This window comes from Bacillus cereus group sp. BfR-BA-01331, from assembly GCF_022663915.1.
In the GTDB taxonomy this organism is placed as follows: Bacteria; Bacillota; Bacilli; order Bacillales; family Bacillaceae_G; genus Bacillus_A; species Bacillus_A mycoides.
Genome location: NZ_JAKUGJ010000010.1, coordinates 101,268 through 120,706 on the forward strand (window position 1 = coordinate 101,268; position 19,439 = coordinate 120,706).

Here is a 19,439-nt window from a genome sequence, read left to right on the forward strand (position 1 = left end):
AACCCTATCCTGGGCTTCATAATGCACCTGCTACAAATCCAGGAAAGAAACCTCATTCCCTTTCCTATATAAGAGGCAAGGTTTTTGTCCCTCCTACACTGATCATTAACCAGCAAATAGTGGGATAACAACGTAACAATATACTGTATGTAGGACAAATGCGGAAAGTATATGACAAATGTCTATATTTTGTAAAAAAAACAAAACACTTTATAATAAGGATGTCAGATTATATCTTCTATTTAAGAAGTCTATATTTAAGAAAGATTAGAGGAATTATATAGAAATGAAGAAACCTATCGTTCAATTATTATTAATATTTACAATCGTATCTATCGTTCTTTTCCTATTAAATACATCGGTTATTTCGTTATATACGTTTGTTGGTGCTCTATGGTCCATCACAATCGTAGGAATTTCATTCGTTATTTTTATCGAAAATAGATCACCCCAAAGCACCTTAGCGTGGTTTTTAGTATTAGCACTTCTTCCTGTTGTAGGTGTACTTTTATACTCTATTTTCGGGCGTAGCCGTTGGAGAAGAAAAAAACATCTTCATCGTTCAGAAGAACAAAGAAAATTATTCCGCGAAATATTAGAAGGAAGACGACTAGAATTATCACTCACAGTCCCATTACATGAACCTTCTATACATTTAACAGAAGTCGTACAAAAATTCGGAGGCGGGCCTGCCGCGGATAGAACGACAACAAAACTTTTAACAAACGGTGATCAAACCTTTTCAGAAATTTTGAACGCAATCGAGAATGCAAAACATCACATACATATTCAATACTATATTTATAAATCTGATGAGATTGGTAAAAAAGTACGCGATGCTTTAATACAAAAAGCAAAAGATGGTGTTATTGTACGCTTCCTTTATGATGGACTCGGAAGTAATACGTTAAGACGACGATTTTTACAACCTATGAAAAAAGTTGGAATTGAAATTGTCGAATTTGACCCTATTTTTTCAGCTTGGTTACTCGAGACAGTTAATTATCGTAATCACCGTAAAATCGTCATTGTAGATGGAGAAATTGGTTTTACCGGAGGGCTCAACGTCGGTGATGAATATCTTGGTCGCTCAAAAAAATTCCCTGTTTGGCGTGATAGTCATTTAAAAATAGAAGGAAAAGCATTGTATAAATTACAAGCCATCTTTCTAGAAGATTGGCTTTATGCGTCTAGTGGATTGAATACTTATTCTTGGGATCAATTTATGAATAGACAATACTTCCCAGGAAAAGAAATTCCGGATGCAGAAGGTGCGGTGCAAATTGTAGCAAGTGGACCAAGCTCAGATGATAAAAGTATTCGTAATACATTACTAGCTATTATGGGCTCAGCCAAAAAATCTATTTGGATCGCTACACCATACTTTATTCCGGATCAAGAAACTTTAACATTATTACGCCTAAGTGCAATATCTGGCATAGATGTACGTATTTTATATCCTGGTAAGAGTGATAGTATTATTAGCGATCAAGCATCTCAATCCTATTTCACTCCACTTTTAAAAGCTGGTGCTTCTATTTACAGTTATAAAGATGGATTTATGCATGCAAAAATTGTACTCGTTGATGATACAATCGCAACAATTGGAACAGCAAATATGGATGTACGTAGCTTTGAATTGAATTATGAAATTATTAGCGTACTATATGAATCCGAAACCGTTCATGATATTAAACATGATTTTGAAGAAGACTTTAAACACTCCAATGAAATTAAATGGAACTCGTTCCAAAAAAGAAGTATCAAAAAAAGAATATTAGAGTCCTTTATGCGACTCATTTCTCCTTTACTATAAGCAATCAATGTGATATTGATTGCTTTTTCTTTTATATTTCCCCCTTCTCCTTTTCTTTGCATACCATATTAAAACAAGTTATCATAAGATGTATTACTTTATGAAAATAATGTTAGGTGGGAAATACATGTTAGAACAATTTCATATACATTCTGATTTAAAACAGCAGCTTTCTACAATTCATGAAAAGAATAAACAAGAAGCTGGTGAAAATGCACATTTAATTGGCAAGAAAATATATAAAGCATCTGATAACAGCATTATTGAAGATGCCATTACAGCACTTTTACTTGGTAAAAACATTCTATTAAAAGGGCCAACTGGTAGTGGTAAAACCGTACTAGCAGAAACTCTTTCTTCTTTATTCCAAAAACCAATGCATAGCATTAACTGTTCTGTCGATTTAGATGTGGAAGGTATTTTAGGATACAACACATTACAAACGAAAGACGGCGCATCTGAAGTTACGTTCGTTAACGGTCCTCTTATGAAAGCAATGAAGAACGGTCATTTCTTATATATTGATGAAATCAATATGGCAAAACCTGAAACGTTACCACTTCTTCACGGCGCATTAGATTACCGTAAAATGATTACAAACCCATTTACACAAGAAGTTGTATACGGTGATGACGAATATCGCGTAATTGCTGCGATTAACGAAGGTTATGTTGGGACAAGTGAACTAAACGAAGCTTTAAAAAACCGTTTCGTTATTATTGAAGTTCCTTACATTCAAGGTGATACATTAAAAGAGCTATTACTATCTGAATCAAAATTAAATGATGTTGCAACAATTGAAAAGTTCGTTGCATTCGCAAGCGATCTTATGCCTTTAGCTCGTGATGGGCGCGTAAGTGAAGAAGCCGCTAGTATTCGTGGCATTATCGATGCATGTGATTTAGGTGTATATATTCCTGTTATGCGTGCAATTGAACGTAGTATTATCGCAAAATTAAACGATGAAACAGAACAAATGACTGTCCGTGAATTAGCAGAAAGTTATTTCTTTGAGGGATAATTCATGAGACAAATTTTTAGTGACAAAAAAATTGATGCGTCGCTGTTTCTACAAATGGAAAACTTAATGTATGCTCTTCTAAAAGAAGACGATGCCTATCTTGAGTATGGCTATAAAGCATACTACGACGAAATTGAAAAAAAGGTTGTCATTAGTCACTTTTGGGATGATCGAAAAGAAGAGGATACAGTAATCGGATTAAAAAGCGAAGTGTTCTTAAAGGCACTTGGTAATAAACATTACTCGGACATGACTTTAATTCGTTCTTATGCGATTGAGTTACAAGAATCGCCTCTAAAAAAGTTTTTAACACAATTATTTGTTCTATTAGAAGATTTACGTGTTGAGGAAATCGTCAAAAATTTACGTCCTGGCACAAAGCATATTTTTAAACGCCGAAAAGAAATGTATCGCAATTACTTTGGCTCACAAAATGAAATAAATCGTGTTCGTAACTATCACGGTGATCGTCTATTTTGTCTATGCTATCTTTCATTAACGAGTGATAAATATGAAATGTTTAATAATGAATATTTCGAGCAAATTGAATCAATTTTGCATGAAACATTCCAAGCTCGTAATACGGAAGATATTATGTATATTGTTGAGAAAATTCGCTATCGTTTAGAAGGACTTCTTGAAAGTGATATGCTTAATAATTATTTCGGACATGCACCGCTTTATTTATCTGTTATTACAGATGAGAAAGACAGTCGCGCTGAAAAATTAGCAAATGATGATACGCAGCTCCTAGATGACGATGATAACAAAAACAAAATGGATGAAAGCTTCTCGACATGGCACCGTGAAAATAAAAACAATGAAAACGAGAACTTTTTACGCTTTGATTTAGAAAGCGGAACAAAAACAAATATGATGGGTGATACTGCTCGTGAATCAGAAGATGGTGACCAAGCACTTGGTTCTGTACAAGGTACTTCCCAAAAAAGTACACAATCTAACTTTGATGGTGCTGATACAGAGGAAGCAAGAGCGTCTCATGCTTCTAGCCAAAACGACGGTGCATACGGCAAGTATAATGTGGGAGCTTCTCATACATTTAAAGAAGCTCGCAAATCGAATACTGATGAGAAAAAAGATTACCAAGCTATCAAATCAGTCGTTAATAAAGATGTAAAAGAATTAAAGAAAATTATCGAAAAAACAATTGAAAACAAAACGAATGCAAACAGTGATAAATATTACGGAAGGCTTCGTAAGAAATTCCTTCGTATTTATACTGAAAAGCAGCCGCGTATGTTTTATAAAAAAGGACAAGAATCACAAGAGCTCGACGTTGCATTCCAACTATTAGTGGACTGCTCTGGTTCTATGTATAACAAAATGGAAGAAACGAAGAAGAGTGTGGTCCTATTCCATGAAGCTTTAAAATCTTTAAAAATCCCGCACGCTATTAGTGGATTTTGGGAAGATGCTTCTAGTGCTAAACCTGAAGATAAACCGAACGTTATCCATGAAGTTGTTACGTATAAAAACTCAACCTTACCAAACGTCGGTCCAGAAATTATGCAACTTCGCGAAGAAGAAGATAACCGCGACGGGTATATTATTCGTATCGTTTCCGAAAAGCTTGCGAAAAGACCAGAAAAACATAAATTCTTACTTGTCTTTACAGACGGTGAGCCTTCTGCGCTAGACTATCAACAAGACGGTATTTTAGATACGCATGAAGCTGTCAAACTTGCTCGTAAAAGTGGTATGGAAGTAATCGGAATCTTCATCGAAGAAGGCGAAGCGAAAGAAGCAACTTATCAATTAATGAAGAACATTTATAACCATCACTTCTTAGTTGCAAATCATGCTGAAGATTTACGCCTGAAGATTAAACCATTGTTGAAGAAACTATTATTGAAGACGATTGAATAGAAAACAGGAGCCTTGTGGCTCCTGTTTTTTCGTTCACTCACTGTGTTTCTGGTTGAAATTTATATGGAATGGCTACTTCTAACAATGCTTCAAATCCCCCATCGTAGAATGGGAATCGTTCATTTGCGATTGTCCGATCCACCCACTCGATTGCGGAAATTTCTTCTTCATCTTCTGCACCAAGTTCACCTGTTACAATATTTGCTCGGAATGTAAAAAACAACGCATGATTCCCTGGTTCTTCAAAGAATTTTTCATTGATCGCAACAAGTCCACCTGCCGCAGCAGTTAAACCTGTCTCTTCTTTCACTTCTCTTACTAGTGCTTGCTCTAACGTTTCTCCTTTTTCAACAGCCCCGCCTGGCAATGACCAAACGTTTTGTTCTATATTATGTACCATTAATATTTTATCTTTTTCGCTATCGTGTATTAATGCATATACAACATCAACTCTTTGCATGTTGCTTTTCTCCCTTCCTAAAATAATTAAGAGCCAATTCCTAAGAATCGGCTCTTCCTATTAATTCATTACTAACTCAGATGCGAGCTTTTTTTTTAACTTAGCCAGCATATCAGTTGTCATTCTGTCTAAATCATATTCTGCTTTAAAGCCCCACTCTTTCATTGCTGCTGTTGCATCAATAGAGTTCGGCCAGCTATCAGCGATTGTTTGACGAGCTGGATCTACTGCGTAATCCATTGTAAAGTTCGGAATGTGTTTACGGATTGATGCTGCAATTTGCTCTGGTTCAAAGCTCATTGCTGTAATGTTAAACGCATTTCTATGAACTAGTTTATTTGGATCAGCTTCCATTAATGAGATGATTGCTTGTAAAGCATCTGGCATATACATCATGTCCATGTATGTTCCTTCTGCAATGTATGAGGTGTATGTACCTTTTTTAATCGCCTCATAATAAATTTCAACTGCATAGTCAGTTGTTCCGCCTCCTGGAGGAGCTACGTAAGAAATTAAGCCTGGGAAACGTACACCGCGCGTATCAACGCCAAACTTTTGATGATAATAATCACATAATAATTCTCCTGCTACTTTGTTTACCCCATACATCGTAGTAGGACGCTGAATTGTATCTTGTGGTGTATTATCTTTTGGCGTTGATGGACCAAATGCACCGATAGAACTTGGCGTGAAAAACTTACAGTTTAATTCACGTGCTGCTTCTAATGCATTTACAAGTCCGCCCATATTTAAATTCCAAGCAAATAACGGATTTTTTTCTGCAGTTGCTGAAAGTAAAGCCGCTAAATGAATAATTGTATCTACTTCATTACGCTTTGCAATATCATGTAATTTTTGTCCATCCGTTACATCTAACGTTTCAAATGGACCAGACGTTACTACTTCACTGTCTGTTTCACGAATATCTGTTGCAATAACATTTGATGCGCCGTATACATCACGAAGTTTCATTACTAGTTCAGAACCAATTTGCCCTAAAGAACCGGTTACTAGAATTTTTTTCATTTTTCCCACTCCCCATTTGCAAGCTATTCAAAAGATGTCGTTACTTAAATGATACCCATTTCTTTCCCTACTTTTTCATACTTACGAACTGCTTCATCTAGCATTTCTTTCGTATGAGCTGCTGTAGGCATATTACGAACGCGTCCCATTCCTTTTGCTACGGTTGGGAATACGATAGATTTTGCGTAAACGCCTTCTTCATTTAGACGTTTACTAAATTCTTGTGTTAATACTTCATCACCAATAATACAAGGTGTAATTGGTGTTTCACTTTCTCCAATGTTAAAGCCAAGTTCTTTTAACCCTTGTTTTAAATAGCGACCATTTTCCCATAAACGATCGTGTAACTCTGTGCTTTCCATTAAAATTTCAATTGATCTCATACAAGCAGCTGCATCAGCTGGTGTTAAAGCTGTTGAGAATAAGAATGGACGTGAACGCACTTTTAACCAATCGATTAAGTTTTGTTTCCCAGCTACATATCCACCAATTACCCCAATTGCTTTTGATAATGTACCGATTTGGAAATCAACTTTATCAGAAAGACCGAAATGTTTTACAGTGCCTGCACCTTTGCCAAGTACACCTGAACCGTGTGCATCATCTACATATGTCATTAAATCCAGCTCTTCTGCAATTTCAACAATCTCTGGTAATTTTGCAATATCTCCATCCATTGAGAAAACACCGTCTGTAATAACCATTAATTTATTATAAAGACCTGATTCTTTTGCCTCGATTGCTTTTTTGCGTAAATCTTCCATATCAGAATGCTTATAAACGATGATTTTCGCTCTTGATAGACGACTACCATCAATAATAGATGCATGGTTTAATTCATCTGAAAGAATCGCATCATTTTTATCCATAACAGCTGAAATCGCTGCCATATTACAGTTAAATCCTGATTGATAAGCAATTGCTGCTTCTGTATGTTTAAACTTTGCAATTGTTTCTTCTAATTTAATATGCAAATCTAAAGTACCGTTAATTGTACGAACAGCTCCTGCTCCAACGCCGTACTTATGAATTGCACCAATTGCTGCTTCTTGTAAGCGATTATCAGTCGCTAATCCAAGATAGTTGTTTGAAGATAAGTTAATATATTCTTTTCCGCCAATTGTAATAATCGGTCCATTTGGACTTTCAAGCGGATCAATTACGTTATAAAGCCCCTTTGATTTTAAATCCTCTAAATTTTCTTCTAAAAAGTTTGCAAGTGTTTTACTAGACATCGTGAAGCCTCCCATCGTTCATGTAAGCGGATTATTATCTTAATAGTTCTAATAATCCCTCTACTAGCTTAACACGTTTTCAGAATTTATTATAGAAAAATAGCTTAGAGAAACCGCTTACAATTTTAGATTATATATGATTCATTACGAGAAATCTATCATTTACTTTTCATATTTGATAGAATTAAAAAAATATTTAGGAGGCTTTTAAAATGGCATTTACTGAATCTGATGTATATAATAACGAATCGTTTTTAGAGCAATATATGCAGCGAAGATATCGAGAAAATAGTCCAAACGAATCCCTTGAAAAACCAGCATTCTTTCAGCTCATTGGCAATGTAACAGGAAAACAAATCCTCGATTTAGGTTGTGGTGATGCTAAATTCGGCGAAGAATTATTAGAACATGGATGCCACTCTTACACTGGTATTGAAGGCTCCGAGCTTATGTATGAAAAAGCTAAAAAACAACTAGAAAATAAAAATGGCACCGTTCATTTTTTAAACCTCAAAGACTACACATACCCTCCTTCTACTTTTGATTTAGTAACATCTAGACTTGCCTTACATTATATTGAACACCTTGATATCATTTTTCAAAATGTGTTTCAAACTTTAAAAACAAACGGAACCTTCACCTTTAGCGTTCAACATCCCGTTATTACCTCTTCATTTGAAAGCTTGCAAACGAGTGGTAAAAGAACTAGTTGGCTCGTCGATGATTATTTCAAAACAGGAAAACGAGTTGAGCCATGGATTGATCAAGAAGTTATTAAATATCACCGGACTACGGAAGAATATTTTACATTATTACAACAAGCCGGATTTACGATTACAAACTTAAAAGAAGCTACACCAAATCGAAACTGTTTTCAAGATGAAGAAGAATATGAACGACGTTTACGTATTCCCCTTTTTCTATTATTTTCTTGCCGAAAATAAAGTGAAACTTTAATCAGTGGGGGATGTTCATCCCCCACTGATTATTAGCCCTCACCAATCGGGCTTTTACAGGCAGTTGATCCCCCAACCAGCTTCTTTGCTTTCGCTGAATTTTGAGATGGGGATCTTACTGTCCTCAAATAGCGGGGTAAAAAAGACGATGAATCCTCATCGTCTTTTTTCGTTATCTCATCGCTTGAACAGCCTCTTTAAGTACACGTCTTCCTCTTCCATGTGGGATACAGAGCGGTGTCCCGAATAACGGATCAGCGCTTATTTGACACTCCATACGGAATACATCCCGAACTAACTTCTGGTCAATAACTTCTTCTGGTTTACCTTGCGCATATATTTGTTTATCTTGAATAGCTACAATATTGTCTGCATAACGACATGCCAAATTTAAATCGTGCAATACCATAACAATCGTTCTTTGCTCTGTTTCATTTAATTCGAATAATAAATCTAACACTTCAATTTGGTGCGTCATATCTAAATATGTAGTCGGCTCATCAAGCAAAATAATATCTGTATCTTGTGCAAGGGTCATTGCAATCCAGGCACGTTGACGTTGTCCACCTGAAAGGGCATGAACATCACGCTCAGCAAATTCTGTCATACCCGTTGCAGCAAGCGCTTTTTGTACCATTTCCTCATCTTTTTCGGACCATTGCTTCAGCCATGTTTGATATGGATAACGTCCTTGCTTTACAAGTTGCAATACTGTAAGTCCTTCTGGAGCTTGTGGCCCTTGCGGTAAAATTGCCATTTGGCGAGAAATTTGCTTCGTTTGCATACTTTGAATTGCTTGATTATCTAACAAAATGTCACCGGTTGTTGGCTTTAATAATCTAGCTAGTGAACGTAATAAAGTTGATTTCCCACAACCGTTAGAACCGATGAAGATTGTAATTTTCCCTTTTGGAATTTCTAAATTCAGCTCATCAATAATAATCGTTTCACCATACGACAGCGTCAAGCGTTTCGTCTCCAATGCTTTTTGCATATTAATCTCCCTTTATGAATTCCGACTTTTATAAAGTAAATAAATAAAATAAGGTGCACCAATTGCTGATGTAAATACCCCTGCTGGAATTTCAAGTGGTGTGAAAACTGTACGCCCAATTAAATCTGCAGCGAGTACTAGAATTGCACCGATAATCGCCGCAACTGGGAGCAATGCACCGTAGAAAGAGCCAACTAATCTTCGCGAAATATGAGGTGCCATTAAACCAACAAATCCAATTCCTCCTGCAAAGGCAACTGCCCCGCCAATTAAAGCTGTACTAAGTAACAACATAAATACACGCGACTTCGTTAAAGGAACACCAAGTCCCACTGCTATATCATCCCCTAGCTCTTGTGCATTTAAATGCCTCGCAGCGATAAATGATATTGTCGTTAAAATGAGAACCCACGGCGCAAGTACCATAACATTTTGCCATGAAGAACCGTAAACAGTACCTGTGATCCATACATTCGCTTGACTTGCTTGATAAATTGGTGCTAACAACATAAATAAAGTTGTTGCTGCTTTCGTTAATGCCCAAAATCCAACACCAATTAAAACAAGACTAATCGGTGATAACCCGTCATTTCTCCATGCAAATAAATATACAAACAACGCTACAATCGTTGCACCAGCAAAAGCTGCTAATGGCATATAATGAATGCTTACTGTTAGCGCATTATTTTTATCACTAAATATAGCTAAAAATAGTACAACTGCAACACTTGCCCCGCCCGTAATCCCGATGATATCAGGAGAAGCCAGTGGATTTCGAACGAGCCCTTGTAAAATACAGCCCGCTACAGCAAGTGCGATTCCTACAAGGATGGCAATTAAAATACGCGGCATACGAAATTTATTTACAACCATATTTGACATCGCATCGCCATTTCCCGTAATCGCTTGCCATACATCATAAGGAGCAATTTTCATATCTCCCATACCTGCACTCGCAAAAAATAATCCTATTAAAACAACTAGTAAACTAAACAAGACTAGAACAGCTCGTTTATACATTAAAAACGAGAGCCCACCTTTTCCTATACGAAACGGAATATACTTCTTCATTTGCTAAGCCCTCTCTTACGTGCAATATAAATAAAGAATGGGGCCCCGATAAATGCTGTCATAACCCCTACTGGTACTTCTTGTGGCATAATGACATATCTAGCTGCTATATCAGCTAAGAGTAATAGTATTGCACCTAACAATCCGCTATATGGTACTCTCCACCTGTGATCTACTCCAACAAGGAATCTGGCAAAATACGGAGTAACAATACCAATAAATCCAATTGGACCAGCGACTGCAACTGAACCACCAGACAGCAATACAATAATAAGTAGTACGAATGATCTCGTTAAAATTGTTCGTTGTCCAAGTCCTTTTGCAACGTCTTCCCCCATCATTAATGTGTTTACTTTCCCTGCCATCATAAGAGATGCGATCCAGCCTATTAATAAATATGGGAATACAGATTGTAAAATTTCTAACTTTCTTCCTTGCACAGATCCGGCAAGCCAAAATAACACTTCTTCAAATGCTTTTTCATTTAAAACAAGTAACCCTTGTGTTAATGATGAAAATAACGCACTGATTGCAACACCTGCTAACGTTAACTTAAGAGGTGTTGTCCCTTCTTTTCCTAAAGAACTAGAGGCGAATACAAGTACTGCTGCAACTGCCGCTCCTAAAAAGGCAATCCAAGTGAAAGCCGATAAAGACGTAACGGAAAAAAGTACAATTGCTACAACTATAAAGAACGCAGCGCCTGAATTTAATCCAATAAAATCTGGAGAAGCAAGCGGATTCTTTGTTAAAGTTTGCATTAAACAACCCGCAATGGCTAAACTAGCACCAACACTAGCTGCAATTAATGCCCTTGGTAGACGCACATTTTGAATAATAATATGTTCATTGGAACCATCAAAATGAAAAAAAGCATCTAACGCTAATTTCCAACTCGTATTTGTATACCCGAAAATAATACTTCCCCAAATACAAATAACGACTGCAATGATTCCAACAAATAATCCAATCCATTTTGCTTGATTTGTTTTTAATAACATGCAGCGTTTCCCCTTCAATGTATAATGATACGTTGTAAGTGTATTTCAACTTAATTCTCATTGTCAATGATAATGAGAATTATTTTCATTGACAAATGGACCATGAAGTATTACTATCATGCTTGCTATTGAAAAAACTTCTCAGTATGTAGGGGGTACATAATGAAATTTATGCGAAAGAACTCGTTTACAGTATTTGTATTTTTACTAGCCTTTTCATTACTTTTAAGTGCTTGTGGAAAATCAAATACTAAAGAGGAAACAAAAGAAGATACGAAAAAAGAAATGATTACAGTTGAACATGCAATGGGTAAAACAGAAGTTCCTGCTAATCCAAAACGTGTAGTTATTTTAACAAATGAAGGAACTGAAGCTTTACTTGAGTTAGGGGTAAAACCAGTTGGTGCTGTAAAATCTTGGACTGGTGATCCGTGGTATCCACATATTAAAGACAAAATGAAAGATGTAAAAGTTGTTGGCGACGAAGGACAAGTTAACGTTGAAACAATTGCTTCTTTAAAACCTGACTTAATTATCGGTAACAAAATGCGCCACGAAAAAGTTTACGAGCAACTAAAAGCAATCGCACCTACTGTCTTCTCTGAAACATTACGCGGTGAATGGAAAGATAACTTCACATTTTATGCAAAGGCTTTAAATAAAGAAAAAGAAGGTCAAAAGGTTTTAGCTGATTACGAAAAACGTATGAAAGATTTGAAAGGCCAACTTGGCGATAAAGTAAATCAAGAAATTTCTATGGTACGTTTTATGCCTGGTGATGTTCGTATTTATCATGGCGATACATTCTCTGGTGTTATTTTAAAAGAACTTGGATTTAAACGTCCTGGAGATCAAAACAAAGATGATTTCGCCGAACGTAACGTATCTAAAGAGCGTATTTCGGCAATGGATGGCGATGTATTATTCTACTTCACATTCGATAAAGGCAATGAGAAAAAAGGTTCTGAACTAGAAAAAGAATATATAAACGATCCTCTCTTTAAAAACTTAAATGCAGTAAAGAACGGAAAAGCATACAAAGTTGACGACGTTATTTGGAATACAGCTGGCGGTGTAATGGCTGCTAACTTACTACTAGACGACATTGAAAAACGCTTTGTTAAATAATTTCATTCTAACCAGCTCCCTCTTTTATGGAGCTGGTTTTTTCATTTCACTGAAGTGTCACATTATTTCATTTTGTATTTTTATTCCCGATATGTTATATTATAAAAGTAAATATAGAATATTTTCTCTATATCAGAATAAATATTCTAATCTAAATTTTCTGATTTATCATTATTTTACTTTATTTTAGAATTCAATTACTACATTTGAAAACGCTTATTATCTTGTTTTCAGGGAAAAATACAATAACGGTTGAAGAAAAATAGATTTTTTCATAAATTTTCTTGCTATTTCCATATAATTCTATTGACTTCTAAATATTTTGTGAATTAAAATAATTACATAAATATCCGTTATACAGGATTAGGGGGAAACAAACATGGATGCAGCTTTAAAACTAGACAAAGCTGGAGAGCAACAATCACCAAAAAAACATCCACCAGGATTATATTTGTTGTTCTTTACAGAAGCATGGGAAAGATTTAGTTATTACGGAATGCGTGGCTTATTAGTTCTTTATTTAACAACGAGCTTAGTAAGTGGCGGTTTAGGATTTGATAAAGCAGTTGCAGTTCAAATTTACGGTATTTTCACAATGCTTGTATATTTCACACCGATTATTGGTGGCTGGTTAACTGACCATTTCATTACGAAACGACATGCCATTACCATCGGCGGTATCATTATGGCGATTGGTAACTTCGTACTATTTTCAATGAACACGAAAACTGGACTATTTTTAGGATTAGGATTATTAGTTATCGGTAACGGATTCTTCAAACCAAATATCTCGACTTTACTAGGTCAATTATATAGCGACAACGATTCTCGTCGTGATAGTGCTTTCACTATCTTCTACATGGGAATTAACTTAGGAGCTCTTATCGCTCCATTCATTTGTGGTTACTTCACAGATTATAGATACGGTTTCTTAACAGCTTGTATCGGTATGATTATTGGACAGATTGCCTTTAATTTCTTAGCACCTCGTTACTTAGGGTCTATCGGAACAACTGTTGTCGGTAAAAAATCTAAAGAACAAAATGCAAAACCTATTGAGAAAAAACCTTTAACAACACAAGAGAAAAAGCGTACAACTGCAATTTTAATTTTAACTTGTTTCGTTGTATTCTTCTGGGCAGGATTTGAACAAGCTGGTAGTTCTTTAACACTTTACACAGATAAGTTCGTGGATCGTACAATTGGTGGATTTACAATTCCAACACCTTGGTTCCAATCTGTAAACCCACTATTCATTATCTTACTAGCATTACCAGTTTCTGCATTATGGATTAAACTTTCAAAAACAAAAAATGGTGATTTAAAAATCCCTACAAAAATGGCTTTTGGTATGATTTTACTAGGAATCGGGTACTTAGTTTTAACTTTAGCTGTTCTAAAAACTGGTAGCGATGAAGGTAACATTACAATGAAAGCAAACTTACTATTCATTGTATTCACTTACATGTTCCACACAATCGGTGAATTATTCTTATCACCAATCGGATTATCTATGGTAAGTGCAATCGCACCTCTTAAATTAGCATCTTTATTAATGGGTGTATGGTTAGCTGGTACTGGCTTTGCAAACTTATTAGCAGGACAATTAGCTGCTTTCACTCAATCTTTAGGATATTTAGAAGTATTCGCAAGCATCGGTGTTATCGTAATCGTGCTAGGATTAGTACTTCTTATGTTCTCTAAGAAAATTGCACATATGATGGAATAGTGAATAAAAAAGACGCTTCTACAATTAGAAGCGTCTTTTCTATTACATCTCTTCTAAAGCCGTCACATCCACGTGAACGCTCTCTCCTGGGTTGGATACGTCATACACTTGAGCACTACCCTTCTGCTCATCACAGCTCTCAATCCATACGGGGACTCCCTCGTATGTAACATCAATTCTACTTGAAGAAGATAATATCTGTTTCACACGTTTTACATCCATTATATTATTCCTCCTTTGGCTTACAACACTCCTTTCTATCTTTTCATATCCCTTCAGAATATATTCCGTCAATTTAGTACTTCAACCGATAGTTTGTTTCTTTCTAACGCGCTAATATATACGCTCTCAAATCTTCCTATTATTAGATCCTTTCCAAATAAAAAAAGACGTATATTTCACACGTCTTCTTTCCATAATATTCAAAAATTAAGAAAATAATGTTTTTACTACTTCACTTACTTTATCGTTATGAATTTGATAGTACACTTCTAACCCGCGTCTCTCAAAGCGTACTACTTTATTTTGTTTTAATTTCGTTAAATGCTGCGAAACAGTTGATTGCGGAATTTCTAATACCTCTTGTAATTGTGTTACATTACATGTTCCACGCTGCATCAGTTCCATTACTAAACGTAGACGAAGTGGATGAGCTAATGCTCTTAACATCTGTACGTCTTCTTCTGAAATACGACAGTCAAATTGGTTTTGGTTCATAAAATTCCCCTCATTTTCATTTTTTATTTTCTCTTTATTTATTTATATATCTGTTCTTATATTTCCTGTTACGACATAACTTTATCAACCTATAATGCTGAGAAAATTTTCCGACTTTTATCAGCACACAGTTCAAGAAAAAATCCCACCTGATTTTGAATATTATACTATATGATACAATAAAAAAGCAAAACAAAGGGCTAGCAATACTTTGCTTACAAACGTTGTTTTATCAGGCTTTTTGTTATATTTTCACCTTACTGAAATGTACAGTAATGATATTGTAAAATACCGTCCATAATTGATAACCTATCGTAAAGTAATTTGACCATATTTAACCACTTTGTTACGATAAAAAGGAAATTTAAGTAAGGAGGATGATGTAATATTAAAAAATGGTTTATTATTGCGTTAATTAGCATTGCCGTTGGCTGGACTATTATCGATCACTTCCTATTAGACAACAAAGAAGATATAGCTTCAAAATCAAACACCCCCATTGGAACTGAAGTTGGCAATGTTGCCCGCAATTTCCTTCTAGAAACAACCACTGGTCAAGAAGTTCGTCTTACAGACTATAAAGGAAAAAAAGTAATATTGAATTTTTGGGCAAGCTGGTGTGGTCCATGCAAAATAGAAATGCCTGATATGGAAAAGTTTTATCACGATATTAAAGATATGGGGATTGAAATTGTCGCTGTAAATGCGACAGCTACTGAAAAAGACCCGAACAATGTAAAACAATTTCTTGAAGAAAACAAATATACCTTTCCCGTCCTATTAGATCAGAAAGGACAGGCAAGTGCCGCATATCAAATTATCAGTATTCCAACATCTTTTGTCATCGATTCAAACGGTGTCATTCAATATAAGCATGTAGGACCAATGACATATGAAAAAATGAAAGAATATGTAAATAATTTATAGAAGCGTAATCAAATCAATTTGATTACGCTTTTTGTCTACTTTATGAACAAAATGTTACTTTTAATACTATTATGGAATAATTATACTTTTTCACGTTGACAATAGTGTTGAAGGAGAATATACTAAGCATGTAAGTTGATTGTGAATTGTTTCACAAATAATGTGAATTTCTTCACATATAATAGATAGGAGTTGTCATTAATATGAGTACTTGGACACAAATTTATGACCCATTAAACAATATTTGGTTATCTGCACTAATCGCAGCACTTCCAATCTTCTGTTTCATCATTTGTTTAATGGGACTCAAAATGAAAAGTTACATCGCTGGGCTTTATAGTGTGATCGTCGCTATTATTCTTGCTATATTTGTTTATAAAATGCCCGCAACTGTAGCTGTAGCATCTGCCGGATTCGGTGTTTTATCTGGATTTTATCCAATTTGTACTATCGTTATCGCAGCCATTTTCCTTTACAAATTAACTGTTAAAACAGAGCAATTCAACATAATTCGCGATAGTATTTCAAGCATTACGAATGATCAACGTTTACAAGTATTATTAATCGCTTATTCTTTCGGTGCTTTCTTAGAAGGCGCAGCTGGTCTAGGGGTTCCAGTTGCTATTACAGCTGCATTACTTGTAGGTATGGGCTTCAATCCATTAAAAGCAGCAGGTATTTGTTTAGTCGCTAACATCGCTGGTGGCGCTATGGGTGCTATGGGGATTCCAGTTACAGTACCAGCACAATTAACTGAACTTGACGCATTAACTATTGGTCGTCAAACTGTTCTTATTTTACCTTTCATTAGCATTATTTTACCTTTCTTACTTGTTTCAATGGTCGATGGAATTAAAGGTATTAAAGAAACTTGGCAAGGTATTCTTGTAAGTGGTGTTTCTTTCGCAATTACTCAGTTCCTTGTAACTTACTTCTTAGGTGCAGAACTTACTAATATTTTCGCAGCCGTTGTAAGTATGGTCTCTCTGGCATTATTCTTACGTGTTTGGCAGCCAAAATCTTCTGCTAAAGAAGAAAAACAAGAAGAAAAAAAATCTCATACATTCAATCAAATTTTATATGCTTGGTCTCCATTCGTATTCTTAACTGCATTCGTAACAATCTTTAATTTAAAACCGATTAAAGCTTTATTTGCTCCGGATGGTCCATTAGCAAACTTAGTATTTAACATTCAGTTCCCTGGTCTTCATAATATGGTTATGAAAACTACACCAATTACAAAGGCTGATACACCTTTCGCAGCGGTTTTCAAATTCGATGTATTCTCTTCTACAACTACTGCAATTGTATTAGCAATTATTGTTTCACTTATCGTTTACCGCGTAAAAGGTAAAATGGTTAAAGAATTAATAGTAGAAACAATGAAAGAACTAAAAGCTCCAGTATATACAATTTGTAGCGTTATCGCTTTAGCTTACGTAGAGAACTACTCTGGTATGTCATCTACACTTGGACTTGCATTCTCTTCTACTGGTAATGCATTCCCAGTTCTTTCTCCAATCTTAGGATGGATTGGCGTATTCATTACAGGATCAGTAGTATCAAGTGGTTCATTATTCGCACCACTTCAAGCAGTAACTGCAGATCAATTAAACATCGTTCCTTCTACACTCGTTGCATTAAACGTAGTAGGTGGTACAATGGCGAAAATGGTTTCACCACAATCTGTAGCAGTTGCTTGTGCAGCAGTTGGACTAGTTGGTCAAGAATCTGCCTTATTTAAAACAGCAATGAAATACAGTTTAATCTTCTTAGCTGTTATTAGCTTACTTCAATTAAACGCTGTATTTAATATCTTCTAAAAAAAAGCACCGATCCAAATGGATCGGTGCTTTTTACATTACATTTTTTTAGTCTTTAATAAAGAAGCACCAGCAATTTCAGGATGCGTCATTTCGTATGGATCCAAAATAATATCAAGCTCTTCTGCTGTAAGTACACCATGTTCTAAACATAGCTCCCTAACAGACTTTCCTGTCGCAATTGCTTCACGTGCAATGCGAGAAGCTGCTTCATAACCAATATGAGGATTCACTGCTGTAATAACTCCAACACTTTTTTCAACATATTGCTTAAGCAACTCTTCATTCGCTGTAATTCCCTTTATACAGTATTCACGGAATACACGGAAACCGTTATTCATAATACTGATGGATTGAATTAAATTAAATACTAATACCGGCTCCATTACATTTAACTCTAATTGTCCAGCTTCTGACGCTAAGCAAATTGTATGGTCATTTCCAATTACTTGGAAAGCAACTTGGTTAATTACTTCTGCCATAACTGGATTTACTTTACCCGGCATAATAGATGAACCTGGTTGACGAGCTGGTAATTGAATTTCCGCCAACCCAACACGTGGACCAGACGCCATAATACGAAGGTCATTTGCAATTTTAGACATATTCATCATACATACTTTTAGTGCTGCAGATACTTCTGTATATGCATCTGTGTTTTGCGTCGCATCAACTAAGTGCTCTGCACCAACAAGAGGGAAACCACTAAAAGTTCGTAAATGCTTCACAACTTGTTCTATATAAGTAGGGTTTGCATTTAATCCCGTACCGACAGCTGTCGCACCCATATTAACTTCGTATAAATGTTGACGAGACTGTTTAATTCTTTTTATATCACGCTCTAGCACTCTGCTATATGCTTCAAATTCTTGTCCAAGGCGAATTGGAACTGCATCTTGCAAATGCGTACGCCCCATTTTAATAACGTGATCAAACTCTTTTGCTTTATCATGAAAAGCAGAGTGAAGTTCTTCCATTGTAACAAGAAGTTCTTCCAGCATCATAAGAGTTGCTATATGAATCCCAGTTGGGAACGCATCATTTGTTGATTGAGCCATGTTCACATGAGTGTTTGGGCTAATTTTCGCATATTCACCTTTTTCGTATCCCATACGCTCTAGCGCTCTATTAGCAATTACTTCATTAGTATTCATATTAATTGAAGTCCCTGCTCCGCCTTGAATCGGGTCTACGATAAATTGATCATGGAACTTTCCATCAACAATCTCTTGTGCCGCTTCTGCAATTTCTTGTCCGATATCTTTAGCTAAGTAACCTGTATCTATATTCGCAAGCGCTGCCGCTTTTTTTACAATTGCCATTGCCGTAATGAGTGACGGATGAATGCGGTATCCTGTAATAGGAAAGTTTTCTACGGCACGTAATGTTTGTACACCATAATAAGCTACACTCGGTACTTCCTTTTCACCTAAAAAATCTTTTTCTATACGTATATCCTTCGTTGCTATCATTTTTCATCACCTATACTTTTCATTCTAAATCCTTATCTAAAGAATTCGCCCTATAAAATACGAGTATCATTAAATGAATTCTTCAGTATCCACTTTCACTATATAGCACCTTTTTTGAAAGCGCAAACATTTATTTTTCTATATATACTTTTTATTAAAGTTTATATAATAGAAAA

At 35.6% G+C, this 19,439-nt stretch carries 17 protein-coding genes; 8 read left to right on the forward strand and 9 right to left on the reverse strand.

The genetic code is table 11. From position 1 onward, the window contains the following. The first annotated feature begins 286 nt into the window (after window positions 1-286). From MR155_RS18870 to MR155_RS18880, 3 genes are all read left to right on the forward strand, one after another. Window positions 287-1,816: a cardiolipin synthase gene (locus MR155_RS18870; RefSeq protein ID WP_242310838.1), complete on the forward strand. Its 1,530-nt coding sequence runs from the start codon at window positions 287-289 to the stop codon at window positions 1,814-1,816. A gap of 127 nt (window positions 1,817-1,943) precedes the next feature. Further along, the gene (locus MR155_RS18875) at window positions 1,944-2,837 is read left to right on the forward strand and encodes an ATP-binding protein (RefSeq protein ID WP_000892986.1); all 894 of its coding nucleotides are present in this window, start codon (window positions 1,944-1,946) and stop codon (window positions 2,835-2,837) included. Between the two features lie 3 nt (window positions 2,838-2,840). Then, window positions 2,841-4,724 carry a vWA domain-containing protein gene (locus MR155_RS18880; RefSeq protein WP_219300226.1) on the forward strand — a complete coding sequence of 628 codons (1,884 nt, stop codon included), beginning with the start codon at window positions 2,841-2,843 and terminating at the stop codon, window positions 4,722-4,724. Window positions 4,725-4,761: 37 nt separating this feature from the next. On the opposite strand, the gene MR155_RS18885 is transcribed toward MR155_RS18880, so the two are convergent. The 3 genes from MR155_RS18885 to MR155_RS18895 are packed head-to-tail and all read right to left on the reverse strand — an operon-like array spanning window position 4,762 to window position 7,445. Next, a complete protein-coding gene (locus MR155_RS18885) occupies window positions 4,762-5,184 on the reverse strand; it encodes an NUDIX hydrolase (protein ID WP_219300228.1) in 423 nt (140 codons plus the stop codon). A 60-nt stretch (window positions 5,185-5,244) separates the two neighbouring features. Next, a complete protein-coding gene (locus tag MR155_RS18890; protein WP_002125175.1) occupies window positions 5,245-6,210 on the reverse strand; it encodes an L-threonine 3-dehydrogenase in 966 nt (321 codons plus the stop codon). Between the two features lie 44 nt (window positions 6,211-6,254). Beyond that, entirely contained in the window at window positions 6,255-7,445 is a 1,191-nt protein-coding gene (locus tag MR155_RS18895; RefSeq protein ID WP_219300230.1) for a glycine C-acetyltransferase, read from the reverse strand. Between the two features lie 212 nt (window positions 7,446-7,657). Here MR155_RS18895 and MR155_RS18900 point away from each other — a divergent pair, with 212 nt between their 5' ends. After that, window positions 7,658-8,389 (forward strand): class I SAM-dependent methyltransferase, encoded by a 732-nt coding sequence (locus MR155_RS18900; RefSeq protein ID WP_242310839.1) that lies wholly within the window; start codon window positions 7,658-7,660, stop codon window positions 8,387-8,389. A gap of 184 nt (window positions 8,390-8,573) precedes the next feature. Here MR155_RS18900 and MR155_RS18905 read toward each other — a convergent pair whose 3' ends face one another. The 3 genes from MR155_RS18905 to MR155_RS18915 are packed head-to-tail and all read right to left on the reverse strand — an operon-like array spanning window position 8,574 to window position 11,467. Continuing rightward, a complete protein-coding gene (locus MR155_RS18905) occupies window positions 8,574-9,395 on the reverse strand; it encodes an ABC transporter ATP-binding protein (protein ID WP_242310840.1) in 822 nt (273 codons plus the stop codon). A 12-nt stretch (window positions 9,396-9,407) separates the two neighbouring features. Beyond that, window positions 9,408-10,466: a FecCD family ABC transporter permease gene (locus MR155_RS18910; protein ID WP_113937889.1), complete on the reverse strand. Its 1,059-nt coding sequence runs from the start codon at window positions 10,464-10,466 to the stop codon at window positions 9,408-9,410. Then, a complete protein-coding gene (locus tag MR155_RS18915; RefSeq protein ID WP_242310841.1) occupies window positions 10,463-11,467 on the reverse strand; it encodes a FecCD family ABC transporter permease in 1,005 nt (334 codons plus the stop codon). Before MR155_RS18915 ends, MR155_RS18910 begins: the two co-directional genes overlap by 4 nt. Before the next feature lie 162 nt (window positions 11,468-11,629). Here MR155_RS18915 and MR155_RS18920 point away from each other — a divergent pair, with 162 nt between their 5' ends. Together MR155_RS18920 and MR155_RS18925 are read left to right on the forward strand one after the other, a co-directional pair. Continuing rightward, a complete protein-coding gene (locus tag MR155_RS18920) occupies window positions 11,630-12,595 on the forward strand; it encodes an ABC transporter substrate-binding protein (RefSeq protein ID WP_242310842.1) in 966 nt (321 codons plus the stop codon). Window positions 12,596-12,974: 379 nt separating this feature from the next. Next, window positions 12,975-14,324, forward strand: coding sequence for a peptide MFS transporter (locus tag MR155_RS18925; protein ID WP_061674012.1), 1,350 nt, complete (start codon window positions 12,975-12,977; stop codon window positions 14,322-14,324). Window positions 14,325-14,366: 42 nt separating this feature from the next. Here MR155_RS18925 and MR155_RS18930 read toward each other — a convergent pair whose 3' ends face one another. Together MR155_RS18930 and MR155_RS18935 are read right to left on the reverse strand one after the other, a co-directional pair. Continuing rightward, window positions 14,367-14,546 carry an acid-soluble spore protein H gene (locus tag MR155_RS18930; RefSeq protein ID WP_002010492.1) on the reverse strand — a complete coding sequence of 60 codons (180 nt, stop codon included), beginning with the start codon at window positions 14,544-14,546 and terminating at the stop codon, window positions 14,367-14,369. A gap of 207 nt (window positions 14,547-14,753) precedes the next feature. Next, window positions 14,754-15,041: an ArsR/SmtB family transcription factor gene (locus MR155_RS18935; protein ID WP_001075217.1), complete on the reverse strand. Its 288-nt coding sequence runs from the start codon at window positions 15,039-15,041 to the stop codon at window positions 14,754-14,756. 498 nt (window positions 15,042-15,539) lie between these two features. On the opposite strand from MR155_RS18935, the gene MR155_RS18940 reads away from it, so the two are divergent. Both MR155_RS18940 and MR155_RS18945 read left to right on the forward strand, forming a co-directional pair. Continuing rightward, the gene (locus tag MR155_RS18940; RefSeq protein ID WP_242310867.1) at window positions 15,540-15,968 is read left to right on the forward strand and encodes a TlpA disulfide reductase family protein; all 429 of its coding nucleotides are present in this window, start codon (window positions 15,540-15,542) and stop codon (window positions 15,966-15,968) included. A 203-nt stretch (window positions 15,969-16,171) separates the two neighbouring features. Beyond that, on the forward strand, window positions 16,172-17,791 hold the full coding sequence (locus MR155_RS18945) for a lactate permease LctP family transporter (protein WP_098635241.1): 1,620 nt from the start codon (window positions 16,172-16,174) through the stop codon (window positions 17,789-17,791). A 38-nt stretch (window positions 17,792-17,829) separates the two neighbouring features. On the opposite strand, the gene aspA is transcribed toward MR155_RS18945, so the two are convergent. After that, window positions 17,830-19,263, reverse strand: coding sequence for an aspartate ammonia-lyase (aspA, locus tag MR155_RS18950; RefSeq protein WP_002029742.1), 1,434 nt, complete (start codon window positions 19,261-19,263; stop codon window positions 17,830-17,832). Between the last annotated feature and the right edge of the window lie 176 nt (window positions 19,264-19,439).